Origin of the sequence: Kribbella antibiotica (genome assembly GCF_004349055.1) — a bacterium.
In the GTDB taxonomy this organism is placed as follows: Bacteria; Actinomycetota; Actinomycetes; order Propionibacteriales; family Kribbellaceae; genus Kribbella; species Kribbella antibiotica.
In genome coordinates this window covers 13,493-28,964 of the sequence record NZ_SMKX01000006.1, presented here as the reverse complement: position 1 = coordinate 28,964, position 15,472 = coordinate 13,493, and the positions used below count along the sequence as shown (strand labels likewise).

The 15,472-nt window shown below is 67.9% G+C and carries 15 protein-coding genes; 10 read left to right on the top strand and 5 right to left on the bottom strand.

What is annotated here, in order from left to right; genetic code table 11:
• The first annotated feature begins 23 nt into the window (after positions 1 to 23).
• The 4 genes from purD to E1263_RS03350 are packed head-to-tail and all read left to right on the top strand — an operon-like array spanning position 24 to position 3,518.
• The gene (purD, locus tag E1263_RS03365; protein ID WP_132165216.1) at positions 24 to 1,301 is read left to right on the top strand and encodes a phosphoribosylamine--glycine ligase; all 1,278 of its coding nucleotides are present in this window, start codon (positions 24 to 26) and stop codon (positions 1,299 to 1,301) included.
• 31 nt (positions 1,302 to 1,332) lie between these two features.
• A complete protein-coding gene (gene purB / locus E1263_RS03360) occupies positions 1,333 to 2,769 on the top strand; it encodes an adenylosuccinate lyase (RefSeq protein WP_132165214.1) in 1,437 nt (478 codons plus the stop codon).
• A gap of 3 nt (positions 2,770 to 2,772) precedes the next feature.
• On the top strand, positions 2,773 to 3,129 hold the full coding sequence (locus E1263_RS03355) for a hypothetical protein (RefSeq protein WP_132165212.1): 357 nt from the start codon (positions 2,773 to 2,775) through the stop codon (positions 3,127 to 3,129).
• A complete protein-coding gene (locus E1263_RS03350) occupies positions 3,126 to 3,518 on the top strand; it encodes a hypothetical protein (protein ID WP_132165210.1) in 393 nt (130 codons plus the stop codon). The genes E1263_RS03355 and E1263_RS03350 overlap by 4 nt, the downstream gene beginning before the upstream one ends.
• Here E1263_RS03350 and E1263_RS03345 read toward each other — a convergent pair.
• The gene (locus E1263_RS03345) at positions 3,501 to 4,910 is read right to left on the bottom strand and encodes an FAD-dependent oxidoreductase (RefSeq protein ID WP_132165208.1); all 1,410 of its coding nucleotides are present in this window, start codon (positions 4,908 to 4,910) and stop codon (positions 3,501 to 3,503) included. The genes E1263_RS03350 and E1263_RS03345 overlap by 18 nt on opposite strands.
• A gap of 148 nt (positions 4,911 to 5,058) precedes the next feature.
• Here E1263_RS03345 and E1263_RS03340 point away from each other — a divergent pair, with 148 nt between their 5' ends.
• The 4 genes from E1263_RS03340 (at position 5,059) to E1263_RS03325 (ending at position 9,201) form a co-directional block, all read left to right on the top strand.
• Positions 5,059 to 6,294 (top strand): bifunctional glycosyltransferase family 2/GtrA family protein, encoded by a 1,236-nt coding sequence (locus E1263_RS03340; RefSeq protein WP_132165206.1) that lies wholly within the window; start codon positions 5,059 to 5,061, stop codon positions 6,292 to 6,294.
• A complete protein-coding gene (locus tag E1263_RS03335; RefSeq protein ID WP_132165204.1) occupies positions 6,282 to 8,288 on the top strand; it encodes a glycosyltransferase family 39 protein in 2,007 nt (668 codons plus the stop codon). Before E1263_RS03340 ends, E1263_RS03335 begins: the two co-directional genes overlap by 13 nt.
• A 9-nt stretch (positions 8,289 to 8,297) precedes the next feature.
• Positions 8,298 to 8,687 carry a hypothetical protein gene (locus E1263_RS03330; protein WP_132165202.1) on the top strand — a complete coding sequence of 130 codons (390 nt, stop codon included), beginning with the start codon at positions 8,298 to 8,300 and terminating at the stop codon, positions 8,685 to 8,687.
• A 91-nt stretch (positions 8,688 to 8,778) separates the two neighbouring features.
• Positions 8,779 to 9,201 carry a hypothetical protein gene (locus tag E1263_RS03325; RefSeq protein WP_132165200.1) on the top strand — a complete coding sequence of 141 codons (423 nt, stop codon included), beginning with the start codon at positions 8,779 to 8,781 and terminating at the stop codon, positions 9,199 to 9,201.
• On the opposite strand, the gene E1263_RS03320 is transcribed toward E1263_RS03325, so the two are convergent.
• From E1263_RS03320 to E1263_RS03305, 4 genes are all read right to left on the bottom strand, one after another.
• A complete protein-coding gene (locus E1263_RS03320; protein WP_132165198.1) occupies positions 9,170 to 9,772 on the bottom strand; it encodes a TetR/AcrR family transcriptional regulator in 603 nt (200 codons plus the stop codon). The two genes, E1263_RS03325 and E1263_RS03320, sit on opposite strands and share 32 nt — an antisense overlap.
• 34 nt (positions 9,773 to 9,806) lie before the next feature.
• The gene (locus tag E1263_RS03315; protein WP_132165196.1) at positions 9,807 to 12,179 is read right to left on the bottom strand and encodes an ABC transporter permease family protein; all 2,373 of its coding nucleotides are present in this window, start codon (positions 12,177 to 12,179) and stop codon (positions 9,807 to 9,809) included.
• The gene (locus E1263_RS03310; RefSeq protein ID WP_132165194.1) at positions 12,176 to 12,820 is read right to left on the bottom strand and encodes an ABC transporter ATP-binding protein; all 645 of its coding nucleotides are present in this window, start codon (positions 12,818 to 12,820) and stop codon (positions 12,176 to 12,178) included. Before E1263_RS03310 ends, E1263_RS03315 begins: the two co-directional genes overlap by 4 nt.
• Positions 12,821 to 12,908: 88 nt before the next feature.
• Positions 12,909 to 13,229, bottom strand: a complete 321-nt coding sequence (locus tag E1263_RS03305; protein ID WP_132165192.1) for a hypothetical protein — start codon at positions 13,227 to 13,229, stop codon at positions 12,909 to 12,911.
• 263 nt (positions 13,230 to 13,492) lie between these two features.
• Between E1263_RS03305 and E1263_RS03300 the strand changes: the two genes are divergently transcribed.
• Together E1263_RS03300 and E1263_RS03295 are read left to right on the top strand one after the other, a co-directional pair.
• Positions 13,493 to 14,575: an FAD-dependent monooxygenase gene (locus E1263_RS03300; protein WP_132165190.1), complete on the top strand. Its 1,083-nt coding sequence runs from the start codon at positions 13,493 to 13,495 to the stop codon at positions 14,573 to 14,575.
• Between the two features lie 15 nt (positions 14,576 to 14,590).
• Complete coding sequence (locus tag E1263_RS03295) at positions 14,591 to 15,466, top strand: phosphoribosylaminoimidazolesuccinocarboxamide synthase (RefSeq protein WP_132165188.1); 876 nt, start codon at positions 14,591 to 14,593, stop codon at positions 15,464 to 15,466.
• The last annotated feature ends 6 nt before the right edge of the window (positions 15,467 to 15,472 follow it).

The window sequence follows — 15,472 nt, the reverse complement described above, 5'->3', positions numbered from 1 at the left end:
AGGGCACGCTAGGCTGAGCGCCCGTGAAGGTCTTGGTGATCGGTTCGGGTGGCCGCGAGCACGCTCTGGTGTGGGCTTTGGCCCAGGATGCGGATGTCGAGCAGGTGGTGGCGGCCCCGGGAAACCCTGGCATTGCCGCCTTGCATCCGGCGTACGACGGGCAGACGATTGTTTGCCGCCCGGTGGATGTTTCGGACCATGCCGCGGTGGTCGCGCTGGCGACCGAGATCGGGGTCGATCTGGCCGTCGTCGGTCCGGAGGCGCCGCTGGTCGCCGGGCTGGCCGATCCGCTCCGCGACGCCGGGATCCCCGTTTTCGGGCCGTCCAAGGACGCTGCCCAGCTCGAGGGGTCGAAGGCGTTCGCCAAGGACGTGATGGCCGCCGCGAGCGTGCCGACCAGCCGGGCCTACGTCTGTACGACGCCTGAGCAGGCGGCTGAGGCCATTGACGCGTTCGGGCCGCCGTACGTGGTGAAGGACGACGGGCTTGCCGCCGGCAAGGGTGTCGTGGTCACGTCGGACCGTGCCGAGGCGCTCGCGCACGCAGCCGGGTGTGAGCAGGTGCTGATCGAGGAGTTCCTGGACGGTCCCGAGGTGTCGCTGTTCGCGATCACCGACGGTACGACGGTCCTGCCGATGCAGCCCGCCCAGGACTTCAAGCGTCTCGGCGACAACGACGAAGGCCCGAACACCGGCGGTATGGGCGCCTACACACCGTTGCCTTGGGCACCGGAAGGAATGGTTGCCGAGATCACCGACAAGGTGCTGCAGCCGACCGTCGACGAGATGCGCCGCCGCGGTACGCCGTTCAGTGGCCTCCTGTACGCCGGTCTCGCACTCACCTCCCGCGGTGTTCGCGTGATCGAGTTCAACTGCCGCTTCGGCGACCCGGAAACCCAGGCCCTGCTGCCGATGCTGAAGACCCCGCTCGGCGGCCTCCTGCTCGCGGCCGCCACCGGCAAGCTGGCCGACTACGACCAGCTGAGCTGGCGGAACGGCTCCGCGGTGGCCGTCGTACTGGCTGCCAAGAAGTACCCGGTCAACCCGCGCAGCGGCGACACGATCGCCGGCATCGACCAGGCCGAGGGCGACACCGTCCGCGTCTTCCATGCCGGTACGGCGCTCGACGGCGACGACCTCGTCACCGCCGGCGGCCGCGTACTCGCGGTCAGCGCCACCGGCAAGGATCTCGACGAGGCCCGCCAACGCGCCTACGCAGCCGTCGGCCAGATCCGCATCAAGGGCTCCCAGCACCGCACCGACATCGCCCTCAAAGCTGCTCGCGGCGAGATCACCGTCTGAGGCTCGCCGACGGATCTGGGAGAATGGGAGTGTGTCGAGCCCTGTGAAGCCCCGGATCCCGAATGTTCTTGCGTCTCGTTACGCCAGTTTGTCGATGGCGCAGCTGTGGTCGCCGGAGCACAAGATTGTGCTGGAGCGGCAGCTGTGGCTGGCGGTGCTGAAGGCGCAGAAGGACCTTGGCGTCGCGGTTCCGGACGGCGTCGTCGAGGACTACGAGCGCGTCGTGAACCAGGTCGACCTGGAGTCGATCGCGGCGCGGGAGCGGGTCACGCGGCACGACGTGAAGGCGCGGATCGAGGAGTTCAGCGCGCTCGCCGGGCACGAGCACATTCACAAGGGCATGACGAGCCGGGATCTGACCGAGAACGTCGAGCAGCTGCAGATCCGGGCCGGGCTGGAGCTCGTCCGCGATCGCGCGGTCGCGACCGCCGTACGGCTTGGGCAGAAGGCTGCGGATCACGCGGCGCTGGTGCTGACCGGGCGGTCGCACAACGTCGCGGCGCAGGCGACCACGCTTGGCAAGCGGTTCGCTTCGGCGGCCGATGAGCTGCTGGTGGCGATCGGGCGGCTCGAAGAGCTCATCGAGCGCTACCCGCTGCGGGGGATCAAGGGCCCGGTCGGCACGTCGCAGGACATGCTCGACCTGTTCGGCGGGGACCCGGCGAAGCTGGACAAGCTGGAGAGCGACATCGCCCAGCACCTCGGCTTCAGCCACACGCTGACCAGCGTCGGCCAGGTCTACCCGCGGTCGCTCGACTACGACGTCGTCTCGGCGCTCGTCCAGCTGTCCGCCGGCCCGTCGAGCCTGGCGACCACGATCCGGCTGATGGCCGGCCACGAGCTGGTCACCGAGGGCTTCAAGGAGGGCCAGGTCGGATCCTCTGCGATGCCGCACAAGATGAACACCCGCTCCTGCGAGCGCGTGAACGGCCTCGCCGTGATCATCCGCGGGTACGCGTCGATGGCCGGCGAGCTGGCCGGCAACCAGTGGAACGAGGGCGACGTCTTCTGTTCCGTCGTACGGCGGGTTGCCCTGCCGGACGCGTTCTTCGCGCTGGACGGGTTGTTCGAGACGTTCCTGACCGTGCTCGACGAGTTCGGGGTCTACCCGGCGGTCGTGAGCCGGGAGCTCGAGCGGTACCTCCCGTTCCTGACTTCGACGAAGGTCCTGATGGCCGCGGTGAAGAACGGTGTCGGCCGCGAGACCGCACACGAGGTCATCAAGGAGCACGCGGTCGCCACCGCCCTCGACCTGCGTAAGGGCCTGGCCGCGAACGACCTGTTCCACCGCCTCGGCGCGGACGGCCGTCTCGGCCTGACCGAGGAGCAGATCGTCGGCATCGTCGGGGAGCCGCTGTCCTTCACCGGTGCGGCTGTCGCGCAGGTCGGCGCGGTCGTTGCGCGCATCGACGAGCTCGCCAAGCGGTACCCCGAGGCAGCGTCGTACAGCCCGGGTGACATTCTCTAGCTCGTGTTCGTACCGCTTACCTGGGCCCTGGTCGGGCTCTCGCTCGCCGCGATGGCCTATGCCATCGCGCTGGCGGCCCGCGACAAACGGATCAGCTGGCCGCTGCTGGGCGTCCTCGGCGTGGTCGAGGTCGGCCTGCTGGCGCAGCTCGTGGTCGGCATCGTGCAGCTCGTCGGCACGGACCGGGATGTCTCCGGCCCGTTCTTCGTCGGCTACCTGATCGGCTCGCTGCTCGTGCTCCCGGTAGGTGCCCTGTGGGCGCTTGCCGAGAGCAGCCGCTGGGGTGCAGGCGCCCTGGCCGTCGCCTGCTTCGTGATGCCCGTCGTCGAACTGCGCCTGCACCAAATCTGGGTCGCATGACCTCCCCAGAGGCCACCAGGCACGGGCCCGGCCGGATCCTCATCCTCGTGTACGGCGTCTTCGCGCTGTCCGCGACCGCCCGCGCTGGCGTCCAGATCGCGCTCCAGTTCGCCGAGGCCCCGATCGCGTATCTACTCTCAGCGGTCGCCGCGGTCATCTACTGCGCGGCGACTTTCGCCCTCGCGAAGGCAACCGCGCTCTCCCGCCGAGTGGCGACAATCGCGATCGCGATCGAGCTGATCGGCGTACTGGGGATCGGTGCGTTCAGTTACGCCGTACCGGAGGACTTCCCGGAGGCGACCGTGTGGTCGCACTTCGGCCAGGGCTACGGCTTCGTTCCGCTGGTGCTCCCGATCCTCGGCCTGCTCTGGCTACGTCGCACTCGGTAGCAGCGCGAACCGCAGTGCCCGCAGGATGAACTGCGGTCGGGCGAGCGCGGTCGGGTGGTCGAGCATGGTGGTGACTCGGTTGAACTGCACATTCAGGTCGTCGTCCTTCGCGGTCGCCGCGAAGATCAGGCCGGAGAACCACTTCGTCAGCTTGTAGCCGCGCGGATACGGCCCATCGACATGCGGTAGCGCCAGGTCGGCCAGCGTCGACAGCTGCCACGCGACATCCACGACCACGTTGACATCGCTGAAGTACGAGCGGGCCGGCTGCGACAGGTCAGGATCTGACGACAGGTACGCCGACAGGCACGACGCATGCAGCGTCGCCGACGTCATCCCTTGCCCGTAGATCGGGTTGAAGGACGCGACCGCATCCCCGGCCACGAACAGCCCGGCCGGGATCCGTTCCAGCTCGTGATAGTCCCGCCGCCGGCTGTCGGCTTGGTGATACGTGTTCACCTCACCGAGGAGCTCACCGTGTTCGGCGATCTGCGCGAACTCGGTCGGGTAGTCCGAGCGGCACCGCTTCCGGAAGTCGTCGATATCGCGGGTCGGCCGATCGTCGGCGTAACCGGCGACGAGCACCAGCCAGCGATCGCCCTCGACGGCGAGGATGCCGCCCTGACGTAGCGGTCGCCCACTGCCGGGCTGGTTCTGCGCGATCGAGACGCCGATGTCCGAGATCTTCGGATCCCGTCGGAACAGCGCGCTGGCATAGTTGAGCTTGATCGGCATCCGCCGCATCTCGGGCTGCGGCCACCCGGCTGAGCCGAGCCAGTCGCTGAGCCGGCTCGAGCGGCCGGTCGCGTCGACAACCAGGTCGGCCGGCACGGTGACCACCGACTCCGGTCCGGCGGTGCCGTCGGGCTGATAGCGGGCGGCAGTGACCCGGTCGTCGGTGAAGTCGATGCCGTCCGCGCGGCCGTTCACGAGCCGGATGTTTCCGATTTCGAGCGTACGGCGACGAACCATCGCCTCGAGGAATGGCCGCGTACTGATCAGTGCCGCACCGATCGAGCCCGGCGGCGGTCCCGGACGGAGCTCACCGTTGATGTAGGTCCGGCTCTGCTCCGGTGGTGGGTTCACCGCCCCAGCGGCCAAAGCCTCCTCGGAGAACCCAGGGAACCAGCGATCCAGCTGGGCGTGTCCGGCCGGCAGTAGTGCGTGCACCTGACTGCCCTGCGGTACGCCGGGGCGCGGCTCGACCGAGTCGCCGGTCGTGTCCCGCTCGATGATCAGCACCTCGTCGGCGTGATCGGACAGCACCCGGGCCGCCATCAGGCCGGCCATACTCGCGCCGAGCACGACCGCGCGTTCCATCAGGACCTGCGGCTTCGCCGGTCGCTCCACCCCGGTGATCCGGGCGAAGCGTTCGGCAGCTGACTCGACCATGGTGGCCCCCCAGGGCGTTATAAAGTGGAAGTAACTGCCACTTTAGGGTGCCCGTCGCCATCCTGCCTGGCCGTGCATGTCGCGACTCCCAGTGAACTGCCAGCTCTCCGCAGGGGCTGGCCCAGGTTCGCCGGACAGCATCGAAGCCATGCAGACATCAGGTCATCCTCGGGTCGAGATCGTCGTACCCGTCAAGAACGAGGAACACGACCTCGGCCCGAATATCCGGCGGTTGCGGGAGTTCCTGGACACCGCATTTCCGTATCCGGCCGAGGTCTGCATCGCCGACAACGGCAGTACCGACGCGACGTACGAGATCGGCGCGCTACTGGCGACCGAGCTGCGCGGAGTGCGGGTGGTCCGGCTCGAGCAGCCGGGCCGCGGGCGCGCCCTGAAGCAGGTGTGGTCGGAGTCGACCGCCGACGTACTCGCCTATATGGACGTGGACCTGTCCACCAACCTGAACGCCCTGCTGCCGTTGGTGGCACCGCTCTTCGCCGGGCACAGTGATGTTGCCATCGGCACCAGGTTGTCGAACGGCTCACGAGTGGTCCGGCGACCGAAACGGGAGTTCATCAGCCGGTCCTACAACTTGTTGCTCAGAGCAACACTAAGTACGCACTTCTCCGATGCTCAATGTGGCTTCAAGGCGATCCGTGCCGACGTGGCGCGCGAACTGCTCCCGCATGTCGAGGACACCAGTTGGTTCTTCGACACCGAACTGCTGGTCCTGGCCGAGCGAGCCGGGCTGCGGATCCACGAGGTCCCGGTCGACTGGGTCGACGACCTCGACTCGCGGGTCGCGATCGCCAAGACGGTCGGCGAGGACCTGCGGGGTATCGCGCGACTGACCCGAAGCCGGGTCGACCTCGAGCCGATCCGCCAGACCTACGGCCGACCGCGGGTCCTCGATCCCCGTACGGCGCTCGCCGCGCGAGTACTGCGGTTCTGCGCGATCGGCGTACTGAGCACGTTGGCCTATGCGCTGCTCTATCTCGTCCTGCGGCAAGGCATGCCGGCGCAGGTCGCAAACCTGCTGGCGCTGCTGATCACCGCCGTCGGCAACACCGCACTCAACCGCCGGATCACCTTCGGCGTCCGCGGTGTCGAGGGCCGATGGCGGCATCAACTGCGCGGCCTCGTCACCTTCGGCATCGGCTGGAGCCTGACCGCCTGTGCCCTGTGGCTGCTGCACACCGCGGTCTCGGTGCCGCATCAAGCGGTCGAGGTAACTGTTCTGACACTGGCGAATCTCGCCGCGACCGTGGTCCGGTTCAGCCTCTTCCAAGCCTGGGTCTTCGACGACGACGCACCCACCCTCCCGGCAATGAAACACCGTCCCGCCACCCTCGAAACTCAGGAGCAGCTGACATGGCGACACTGACCGAATCCAGACCACGAGTGATCGCCAGACCACTCACGATCAGCCGGGACAAAGCCCTGTACGGCGGCCTGCTGGTCCTCACCGCGATCGCGTATCTCTGGGGCCTGTCCAAGAACGGCTATGCCAACGAGTACTACGCCGCTGCCGTCCAGGCCGGATCGACGAGCTGGAAAGCCTGGTTCTTCGGAGCCTTCGACTCGTCGAGCTTCATCACCGTGGACAAGACGCCAGGGGCCTTGTGGGTGATGGGTTTGTCGGGCCGGATTTTCGGCTTCAGTAGCTGGAGCATGCTCGTTCCCCAGGCCCTGATGGGCGTCGCGAGCGTTGGCTTCGTCTACGTCTCAGTCCGGCGCTGGTTCTCGGCCAATGCCGGATTGCTTGCCGGAGGCATCCTTGCGCTGACACCGGTCGCCGTACTGATGTTCCGCTTCAACAACCCCGATGCGCTGCTGATCATGTTGCTGTGTGCCGGCGCGTGGGCAGTCACGCGGGCGATCGACTCGGAGAAGCATGCGGCGCGCTGGATGATGCTCGCCGGGGCGCTCGTCGGGTTCGGATTCCTGGCGAAGATGCTGCAGGCGTTCTTGATCCTTCCTGCGTTCGGGATCGCATACCTGGTGGCCGGCAAGCCCGCGCTCGGGAAGCGGGTTGTGCATAGTGGGCTCGCCTTAGTCGCAATGATCGTGAGTGCTGGTTGGTGGATCGCGATCGTGGAGCTGGTGCCGGCGTCGGCGCGGCCGTGGGTCGGTGGTTCGTCGACCAACAGCATTCTTGAGTTGACGCTGGGCTACAACGGGCTTGGCCGGCTGAACGGTAACGAGACCGGGTCCGTTGGTGGTGGTGTCGGAAACCCCGGTTGGGGTGGTGCGACGGGACTCCAGCGGCTGTTCGGCGGTGAGTTCGGCTCACAGATCGCCTGGTTGCTACCGGCCGCGCTGCTGGCGACCGTCGTACTGGTGGTTGCTGCTGGAAAGGCGCCACGGACGGATCGGACGCGGGCGTTTGCGTTGCTGTGGGGCGGCTGGCTGGTGGTGACCGGCCTGGTCTTCAGTTTCATGCAGGGAATCATCCACAGCTACTACATGGTCGCGCTGGCACCGGCGATCGGTGCCGTGATCGGTGCGGCCATGATGGTGCTCTGGAAGCGGCGGGCCGAATGGTTGCCGCGGGCAACTCTTGCGGGCGGGATTTTGCTCACGGCCGGGTGGAGCTTCGCGTTGCTGAATGCGTCGCCGACCTGGAACCCGTGGCTGCGCTGGGTTGTGCTGGTGACCGGAGCTCTTGCGGCGGGCGCGGTGTTGATGGTGCCTGAACTGAAGTTGACCCGTACGACGGCTCGACGGGCCGGGCTGTTCACCGGCGCGCTGCTCGTGGTGACCGCATTGGCCGGACCGACGGCGTACTCGGTGAGCACGATCGCGACGACGCACGCCGGTGCGATCCCGACCGCCGGGCCGGCGAGTGTCGGTGGCCGGGGCGGCGGCGGGTTCAACCGCGCCGGTGGTCCGCCTGGGCAGACCGGGACGGGTACGCCGGGTGCTACGACCGGGACTCCGCCAGGTGGTGCGACGACTGGTGGCGCGACGACAGGTGCGCCGACCGGCGGGATGCGCGGTGGTGGTGGCTTCCTTGGTGGCGGCGGGATCAGCGGAGTGTCGAGTGAACTGGTGACGCTGTTGCAGCAAGGGAAGAACGGCTACACCTGGGCCGCCGCGGCCGTGACCTCGAACGCCGCCGCGCCGCTGCAGATCGCCGCCGAGGTGCCGATCATGTCGATCGGCGGCTTCAACGGGACCGACCCCGCACCCAGCCTCGCGCAGTTCAAGGAGCTGGTTGCCCAGGGCAAGGTCCACTACTTCATCGGCAGCACCGGCGGCGGCTTCGGCGGTGGCCGGAGCGGCGGCACCTCCTCGGAGATCTCCACCTGGGTGGCGCAGAACTTCCAGGCCCAGACCATCGGCACCTCGACCGTCTACGACCTGACCAGCAACTAGGAGCTAGTAATGACGAATCCTCAGTTCCCCAACGAGTCGCAGGCCGCGGTGCCGGCGGGTGGCTTCCAGAGCGAAGCGGCTCCCGCCACGAGCTCCCCGGCCGCCTCCACCTTCGCTCCCCTCGGCGGCTCCCCATCTGTGGCTACGCCCGCGCGCGAGACCAACACCGGTCGGCCTAGTGGGCTGGTGCTCGCCGGGGCTGGATCGCTCGTGGCGGTGCTCGCCTTCCTTGGTGGGATGGCGGTTGGGCATGCGTGGGACGGGAGCTCGACCACGCCGACGCAGTTCGGTGGTCCTGGTGGTGGCGGGCTTCGCCAGTTCCCGGGGAACGGTCAAGGCGGGCAGGTGCCGCCGGGGCAGACGCAGCCCCAGCAGGGTCAGCAAGGCCAGCCCGGCTAGACGGAAGGTTGCCCGGTGAGCTCCCAAGCTCACCGGGCGTTTCGTCACAAGGGGTGGTGTTACGGGTGCGTAGTGGGGTATCCATCTGGAGATGGAATGGTCGAACGTCACGTGGTTCCTGACCGCACTCGGTGCGGTCGTCGTGCTGTTGACGCGTGTCCGGCTCGGAGCTGCGGTGGTCGAGGGCACCGGCCGATCCAGCGGAGCGGTCGGATACTCGGCTGCCTTGCTGCGGATTCACACCACCGCAGGCGTCCTCACACTGCTGGTCTGGATCGTTGCTCTGGTCACCGGTCGCCGTGAGATCGCTCTCTTGGGTCTGGCCGGGTGGTGGCTGCTCGCCGTCGTCGGTTTGTTGCTCCTGGCCCGTTGGCTGCCGAGTGGCGGCAAACACTCCGAGCATGCGCACGGTGATTCCTGGGGCTCCGGCGCCGGCCTCTCGCTGCTCGGCCATGTGGGCGTGTTCCTCGGCGCGGGCTACTTCACCTGGGTGACGCTGACGGACCGCCTCTGACCAACCCATCGAGCACCGCGCCAACAGCACGCCGTACGCCGTCCTCGTAGTCGGCCTCGGAGAGTGTCGACCCCGCTCCGGCGACCCGGTCGTACAGGAGGCCGTCCAGCATCGCCGCCAGCGGCCAGGCGGCCCGCTCCGGTTCCGGTACGCCGAGTGCCGCGAGCAGCTGGCCGAGCATCACTCGTAGCTGTCGTCCACCCGCGTCGATCGCGGCGCGTAGCTCGGGTTGTCGGCTCGCCTCCAGGGAGAGCTCGTAGCGCGCGATCAGATCGGCCGGACGCTCGGCGGCCAGCCCGACGACCATCGCAACCACCAGCTCGGCCGGAGCGAGCTTGGTCTGCGCGGGTGCGACCGTGTCCACGTCGCGTGCCAGCATCCGGTTCACGCACGCGGTGAGCAGCGCGCTCCGGGTCCGCAGGTAGTACGACGTAGACCCCGGTGGCAGCCCGGCCTCACCGTCGACCGCCCGATGCGTGAGCCCCCGCAGCCCCCGCGTGGCCACCAGCCGGATCGCAGCATCGGCGATCGCATCCTGGCGATCCGCCCCCAACGGCACCTGCTTCGTCACGCCCGCAGTCTCGCATTTCCGTTCGAGGACGGATTCACTCCCGCGCGGTCGGTGGTACGCGGAGGAACGCAACTGCCACGACGAAGGCGGCCGCGACGGCGAAACTGCCCGGCAGCAGCCACAGAATGCCGTAGCTAGGGCCAGTGCGTCGGCCGGCCCCAGCGGCGGTCAGGATCGCCAGAGCGAGCGCCGCGGCCGAACTGATCACCAGGAGAGCGATCCATCGGCTGGCTAGTCGCCGGCGCGGTCCGGACCTGCTGCCGAGGTCGATCAGGGACTGCCGGGTGACCGAGTGCGCGACGACCAGCGCACCGCCGCCCAGAAGGACGAAGAGCAGGGCAGCAGCGGCGCCGAGGAAACCGACCGTGTTGGCGACCGATCTGAGTCGGTCGTAGGCGGTCGGATCGGTTCCGTCCGCGGTCGTGGCCCCGGGCGCGAGTCGCAGGACACCGGACCGGACCAGGAACTGTGCTTGTGGGGTCAGCTCGGTGAAGTCCACCAAGACGACTTCGCTGGTGCCACCCGGGCGGAGTTTGAACTCGCGGGCGACGTTGCTGTCCGGGGCGACCACGAGGCCGGGCACGTTACCGCCGAGCATCGGGTCTGCGGCCGCGTTGGTATCAGCGAGCCTTGAGGCAGTGCCGTCGGCGCCCGTGAACAGCATCAAGCCCACTTTGCCTTGGCTGAGCAGATGTGGGTCCGCGCGCTGCGGCGAGCCGGGGGCGCCGAGCATGACGATGTTGATCGGTGCCGCGGCATCCCGGGGGTAGCAGCTGTCGGGCAATTGGTCCGGAGAGAGACCCTTTTTCTGTGCCATGCAAGTGACCAGAGCCGGGCTGGTGACTCGTAGCCTGGCTGCGGTCTCGTCCGGAATCTGAAAGGTGACGACCTGGGTGCCACCGTGGTCTGCGTAGAGCCGCCGCAAGCCGGCGACCGCGGTGTCGGGGATTTCGCTGATCACGAACGATCCGGCCGGTTGGAGCGGGCTCGAGGCTGCCTCGCCGGCATTGGCGTCGTACGTGGTGGTCGCTGCCCAGGTGCTGGTTGCGACGACGACCACTGCCGTCACTGACGCGATCGGGCGAAGGCTGTTGGCGAGGTAGCGGACAAGCGCTCCGCTCGCGGCGGGAGTGCCCAGACTCAGGAGGGGAGCGACGACGTACGGGATCGCCGCTGCTACGGCAAGGGCACCGATGGGCGCCAGGATCGCTGCGTGGTCGCTGTCGCCGTTGGGCTGAAGCATGTGGCGGATGCCCACGATCCAGAGCGCAACGCCGACGGCACCGGCGGCGACCATGATTGCTGGGAGCAAGCGGTGCCGAGCAGATGAAGCGGTGGTCCGTTTGGTCAGTCGCTGGACGAGACGCGTGGCCGGTATCGCGAGCCGGGACACAACGATGGTGAGTGCGATCAAGAGAACCGGCTCACGCCACGGGATCGCGATCCCGGTCCAGTGCTGGTCGAGCCAGCCCGAGACCGGGCTACGAAACAACCATACGAGGAGGCACGCCGCGACTGCGCCGGCGATCTGTCCACACAGCGCGATACCTGTGACGATTCGAAGGATGCGACTCCAGGCGCGCGCCGGCGCCATACCGGCGGCGAGCAGTGCGTCGACGTCGGTCTTCCACCCGCGCGCGAACACGGTGCAGGCCGCGAGGAAGAGAATTCCGAGCAGGATGCCCGCGCCGGCAGGGACGAACCTCAGCGCGCTGAGGAACTGTGGACGGTTCTGCGCTGCGGCTTCGAGGAGGACATCGACGGACTGGTACGTGGCCACCCGACGGTCAAGCGGCAGGCGCAGCCCCTGCTGCTGGTAGAAGTCGGTGTCGCTGAGCCACCTCGTCGGCCGGAATTGGGCCGAATGACCGTCGACCAGGACCACCGCCGTGCTGGCGTATTCGTCGGCGGAATCCACTGAGAACCCGACGACGCGCCCCTCGGTCGCCAGGTCCCCGGCCCGGATGCGGACAGGGTCTCCGAGTGCGATGCTCAGTGATTTTGCCGTGAGCTCGGACAGGAGGACATCGCCGACCTGGCGCGGCTGTGTTCCGTCGGTCAGTAGGCCGAGTTCGAGCGACGGCTGGCCGATCGCACGCACCACCACCGGCCCGGTCAGTCCATCGGCCGTGAGCTGGCCCTGCTCATCTTGGACGCCGAATACGTCGGACAGCCCACGCAGCGTCGTGATCGCGGCGGGATTCCCGGTCTGCAGGGCATAGGCCCTGCCGCCGAGATCCGCTCGCAGTGAATCAACGATCGCGTGTTCGGCGCTGCTCCGGACCGCGGCGAGCCCGAGCGTCATCGAGGCGAGGACGAATCCCAGCAGAAAGAGGGTGAAGGTCTGGCTCTGCCGGTGGCGAACGAATGCCCACGCCAGCCGCGGCCCGCTGACTCTCGAGCTCATCCGGCGGGTGCCAGCTTGCCGTCGATCAGCCGCAGACAGCGGTCCATCCGGCGCGCCACCCCGGGGTCGTGGGTGGCCACCACGATCACCAGCCGTTCCTTCCGGCCGAGATCCACCAGCACCTCGGTGATGCGTTCGGTGTTTCCCTCATCGAGGGCACCGGTCGGTTCGTCCGCGAGGACGACAGGTGCGCCCGTCATCAAAGCACGGGCGATGGCGACTCGCTGTTGTTCGCCACCGGACATTGTCCGCGGCAGCCGGGAGCGCATCGCTGACGGCAGGCCGACTCGGTCCAGCGCGTCGTCAACGTCAACGGCAGATCGGTTGACCTCTCTAAGCTCAGCCGCGAGGAGCAGGTTCTGCTCTACCGTCAGAAAAGGCACCAACCGGTAGTCCTGATGGATGAGGGCGACCCGCGGATCACCACTGGAGCGCCAGGAAGCCGCCGCCACCGCCACGCCGTCAATCGCGACAGCACCCACTGTGGGCTTCTGTTGACCGGCGATGATGCGCAGCAGCGTGCTCTTGCCGCTGCCGCTTGGGCCCATGACCGCGGTACAACCAGGCTCCAGCTCCAATGTGACCCGCTCCAGCGGTACAGAGTCCGAGTATTCGACAGTCACCCCGTCCAGCACGATCATGGGCCGCACTCTGCCGCATACTCTGGCCCGCCGGGGACCCACCCCTGGGACGGGTCGAAGATCACCCGGCCCAGGGCCGGTACCGAGATCACACGTGGGCGATCTCGTAGGCGCCTTCGCAGCCCAGGTAGCAGCCGTACCACTTCGTGTAATACAAGGTGTCGAGCCGTGTGAAATAGGCCCCGGTGTAGTCAGGGCCACCGTCGCGGATGAGCTTGGGCCGAGCCCTTGAGTCGCCCTGCAGCGATTTACACGCGGCCTTCCCCCGGTACTGGTCGTATTCGGGGTTCTTGTCCTTCCCCGCACTGCAATTGCCGCCGACCGCCTGCGCGGGTGCGACGCTGAGCAGAGCGGTGCTCGCCACCACCAGCGCCGTTGCCAATCCCCAGGTCAATCTCTTGGAACGCATGAATCTCCCCTCGTAATGTGCACAGAGCCTCACCGTGCGTGCACCCCCACAAGGTATCGGCGGAGGGTCGTCGCCACTACTGAAGTCAGCTGCAGGAACGTGCAATTCGCAGTCGCCCTGTGCCGGTCGCCGATCGCGCCGAAACCCTTGAACAGCCTTGCGAGCGCGAGGAATGCTGAGCAATGCGACGCATGCTTCCAATTTCCGGCGTACTCCGGGAGATCTCCTATTCAAAGCGGGCTCTACAGGCGTAGAGTTGTTGTATGAGAACTGTGCTCGTGGTGGGGGCGGGGATTGGTGGGGTCACCGCGGCGGTGGCGTTGCAGCGGTGTGGCTGGGAAGTCACGGTGCTGGAGCGCGCGGCCGCGCTGGGGGAGGTTGGCGCCGGGATTTCGGTGTGGCCGGGAGCGGCCGCCGTTCTCGCCGAGCTCGGGGTCAAGGGCATCGAGCGGTCGGCGGCGTTATCCGGCCCGGTCGGCTTGCGGAAGCCCAGTGGGCGCTGGGTGGTCGGTGCGGCGGATCTGGGCGTCGAGTTGCCGGTGATGATCCATCGGGGGCAGTTGCATGAGCTGATCACCGCCGAGTTCGGTCCGGCAGTGACCGTCCGGACCGGCTACCCGGTCGTCACCGTGACGCAGGATGACAGCGGTGTGCTGATCAACAACGAACTCCGGGCCGACCTGGTCGTTGCGGCCGACGGTCTGCACAGTGTGATCCGCGGCGCGCTCTATCCGCAGTACGCCGGACCCCGGTACTCCGGCTATACGGCGTACCGGGGGATTGCCGACGTACGGGCAACTGACGGCGGAGAGACCTGGGGGCCGGCGCAGCGATTCGGCGTCGCCCAGCTGATCGACGGGCGCACGTACTGGTACGCCACTGCGAATCAGCCGGCCGGACAGGGTGGTGACCTAGCCGCAGTGGTCCGCAGGTACGGCAGCTGGCACGATCCGATCCCATCGATCCTCGCAGCGACCCAGACTGCGCTGCAGAACGACATCTACGACCTGCCGTTGCCGCTGGTCCCGTTCGCTGCTGGCCGGATCGCACTGCTCGGTGACGCCGCTCATGCGATGACTCCGAACATGGGACGCGGCGCCTGCACCGCCATCGAGGACGCCGGCGCGCTGGCCAAACACCTCCAGGCAGCACCCGACCCAGTCACCGCACTGACCCGGTACGACGCTGAGCGGCGCCCCGTGGCCACGCAGCTGGTCAAGCGGTCCCGGCAGATCGGTCAGCTCGGCCAACTGGACAACCCACTCGCAATCGGAGTGCGGGACGTGCTGATGGCAGCTGGCGCGCTAGCGGCTCGAGGTGCTGCAGCACTCCGCCGAAAGGGCTAGTGGAACAATCGGCCTGTGACCACACCTCTGCAGGCTCCTGAGATCCCCGGTGCGAAGCACATCCACTCCGGCAAGGTCCGCGACCTGTACGAGCTGGAGTCCGGTGAGCTGCTGATGGTGGCCAGCGACCGCCAGAGTGCGTTCGACTGGATCCTGAGCACGCCGATCCCGGACAAGGGCAAGGTGCTCACCGCCATGAGCCTGTGGTGGTTCGAGCAGCTCGGAGTGCCGAACCACATCATCTCCACCGACGTCCCGGCCGAGGTCGCCGGCCGTGCGGTGATCTGCGAGAAGCTGGAGATGCTCCCGGTCGAGTGTGTCGCCCGCGGCTACCTGACCGGCTCCGGCCTCGTGGAGTACCAGGCGAGCGGGACGGTCTGTGAGATCCCGCTGCCGCCCGGACTGGTCGAGGCGTCCCGACTGGACGAGGCGATCTTCACCCCGGCGACCAAGGCCGAGCTGGGCGAGCACGACGAGAACGTCTCGTACGACGCGGTCGTGGCGACTGTCGGTGCGGAGACGGCCGCGGCGCTGCGGACTGCGACGCTGGACATCTACATGCGCGCTCGGGCGATGGCTGAGGAGCGCGGCATCATCCTGGCCGACACCAAGTTCGAGTTCGGCACTCGCCCGGACGGGACCATGGTGCTGGCCGACGAGGTGCTCACCCCGGATTCCAGCCGGTTCTGGCCGGCCGACCAGTGGAAGCCCGGTCAGGTGCAGCCGTCGTACGACAAGCAGATCATCCGGAACTGGCTGGAGTTCGAGTCCGGCTGGGACCGGCACTCCGGTGAGGCGCCGCCGCCGCTGACCGACGAGGTCATCGACCGCACCCGCGCCGCCTACATCGGCGCCTACGAGCAGCTCACCGGCCGCACCTTCATCGCTTAGACCGAG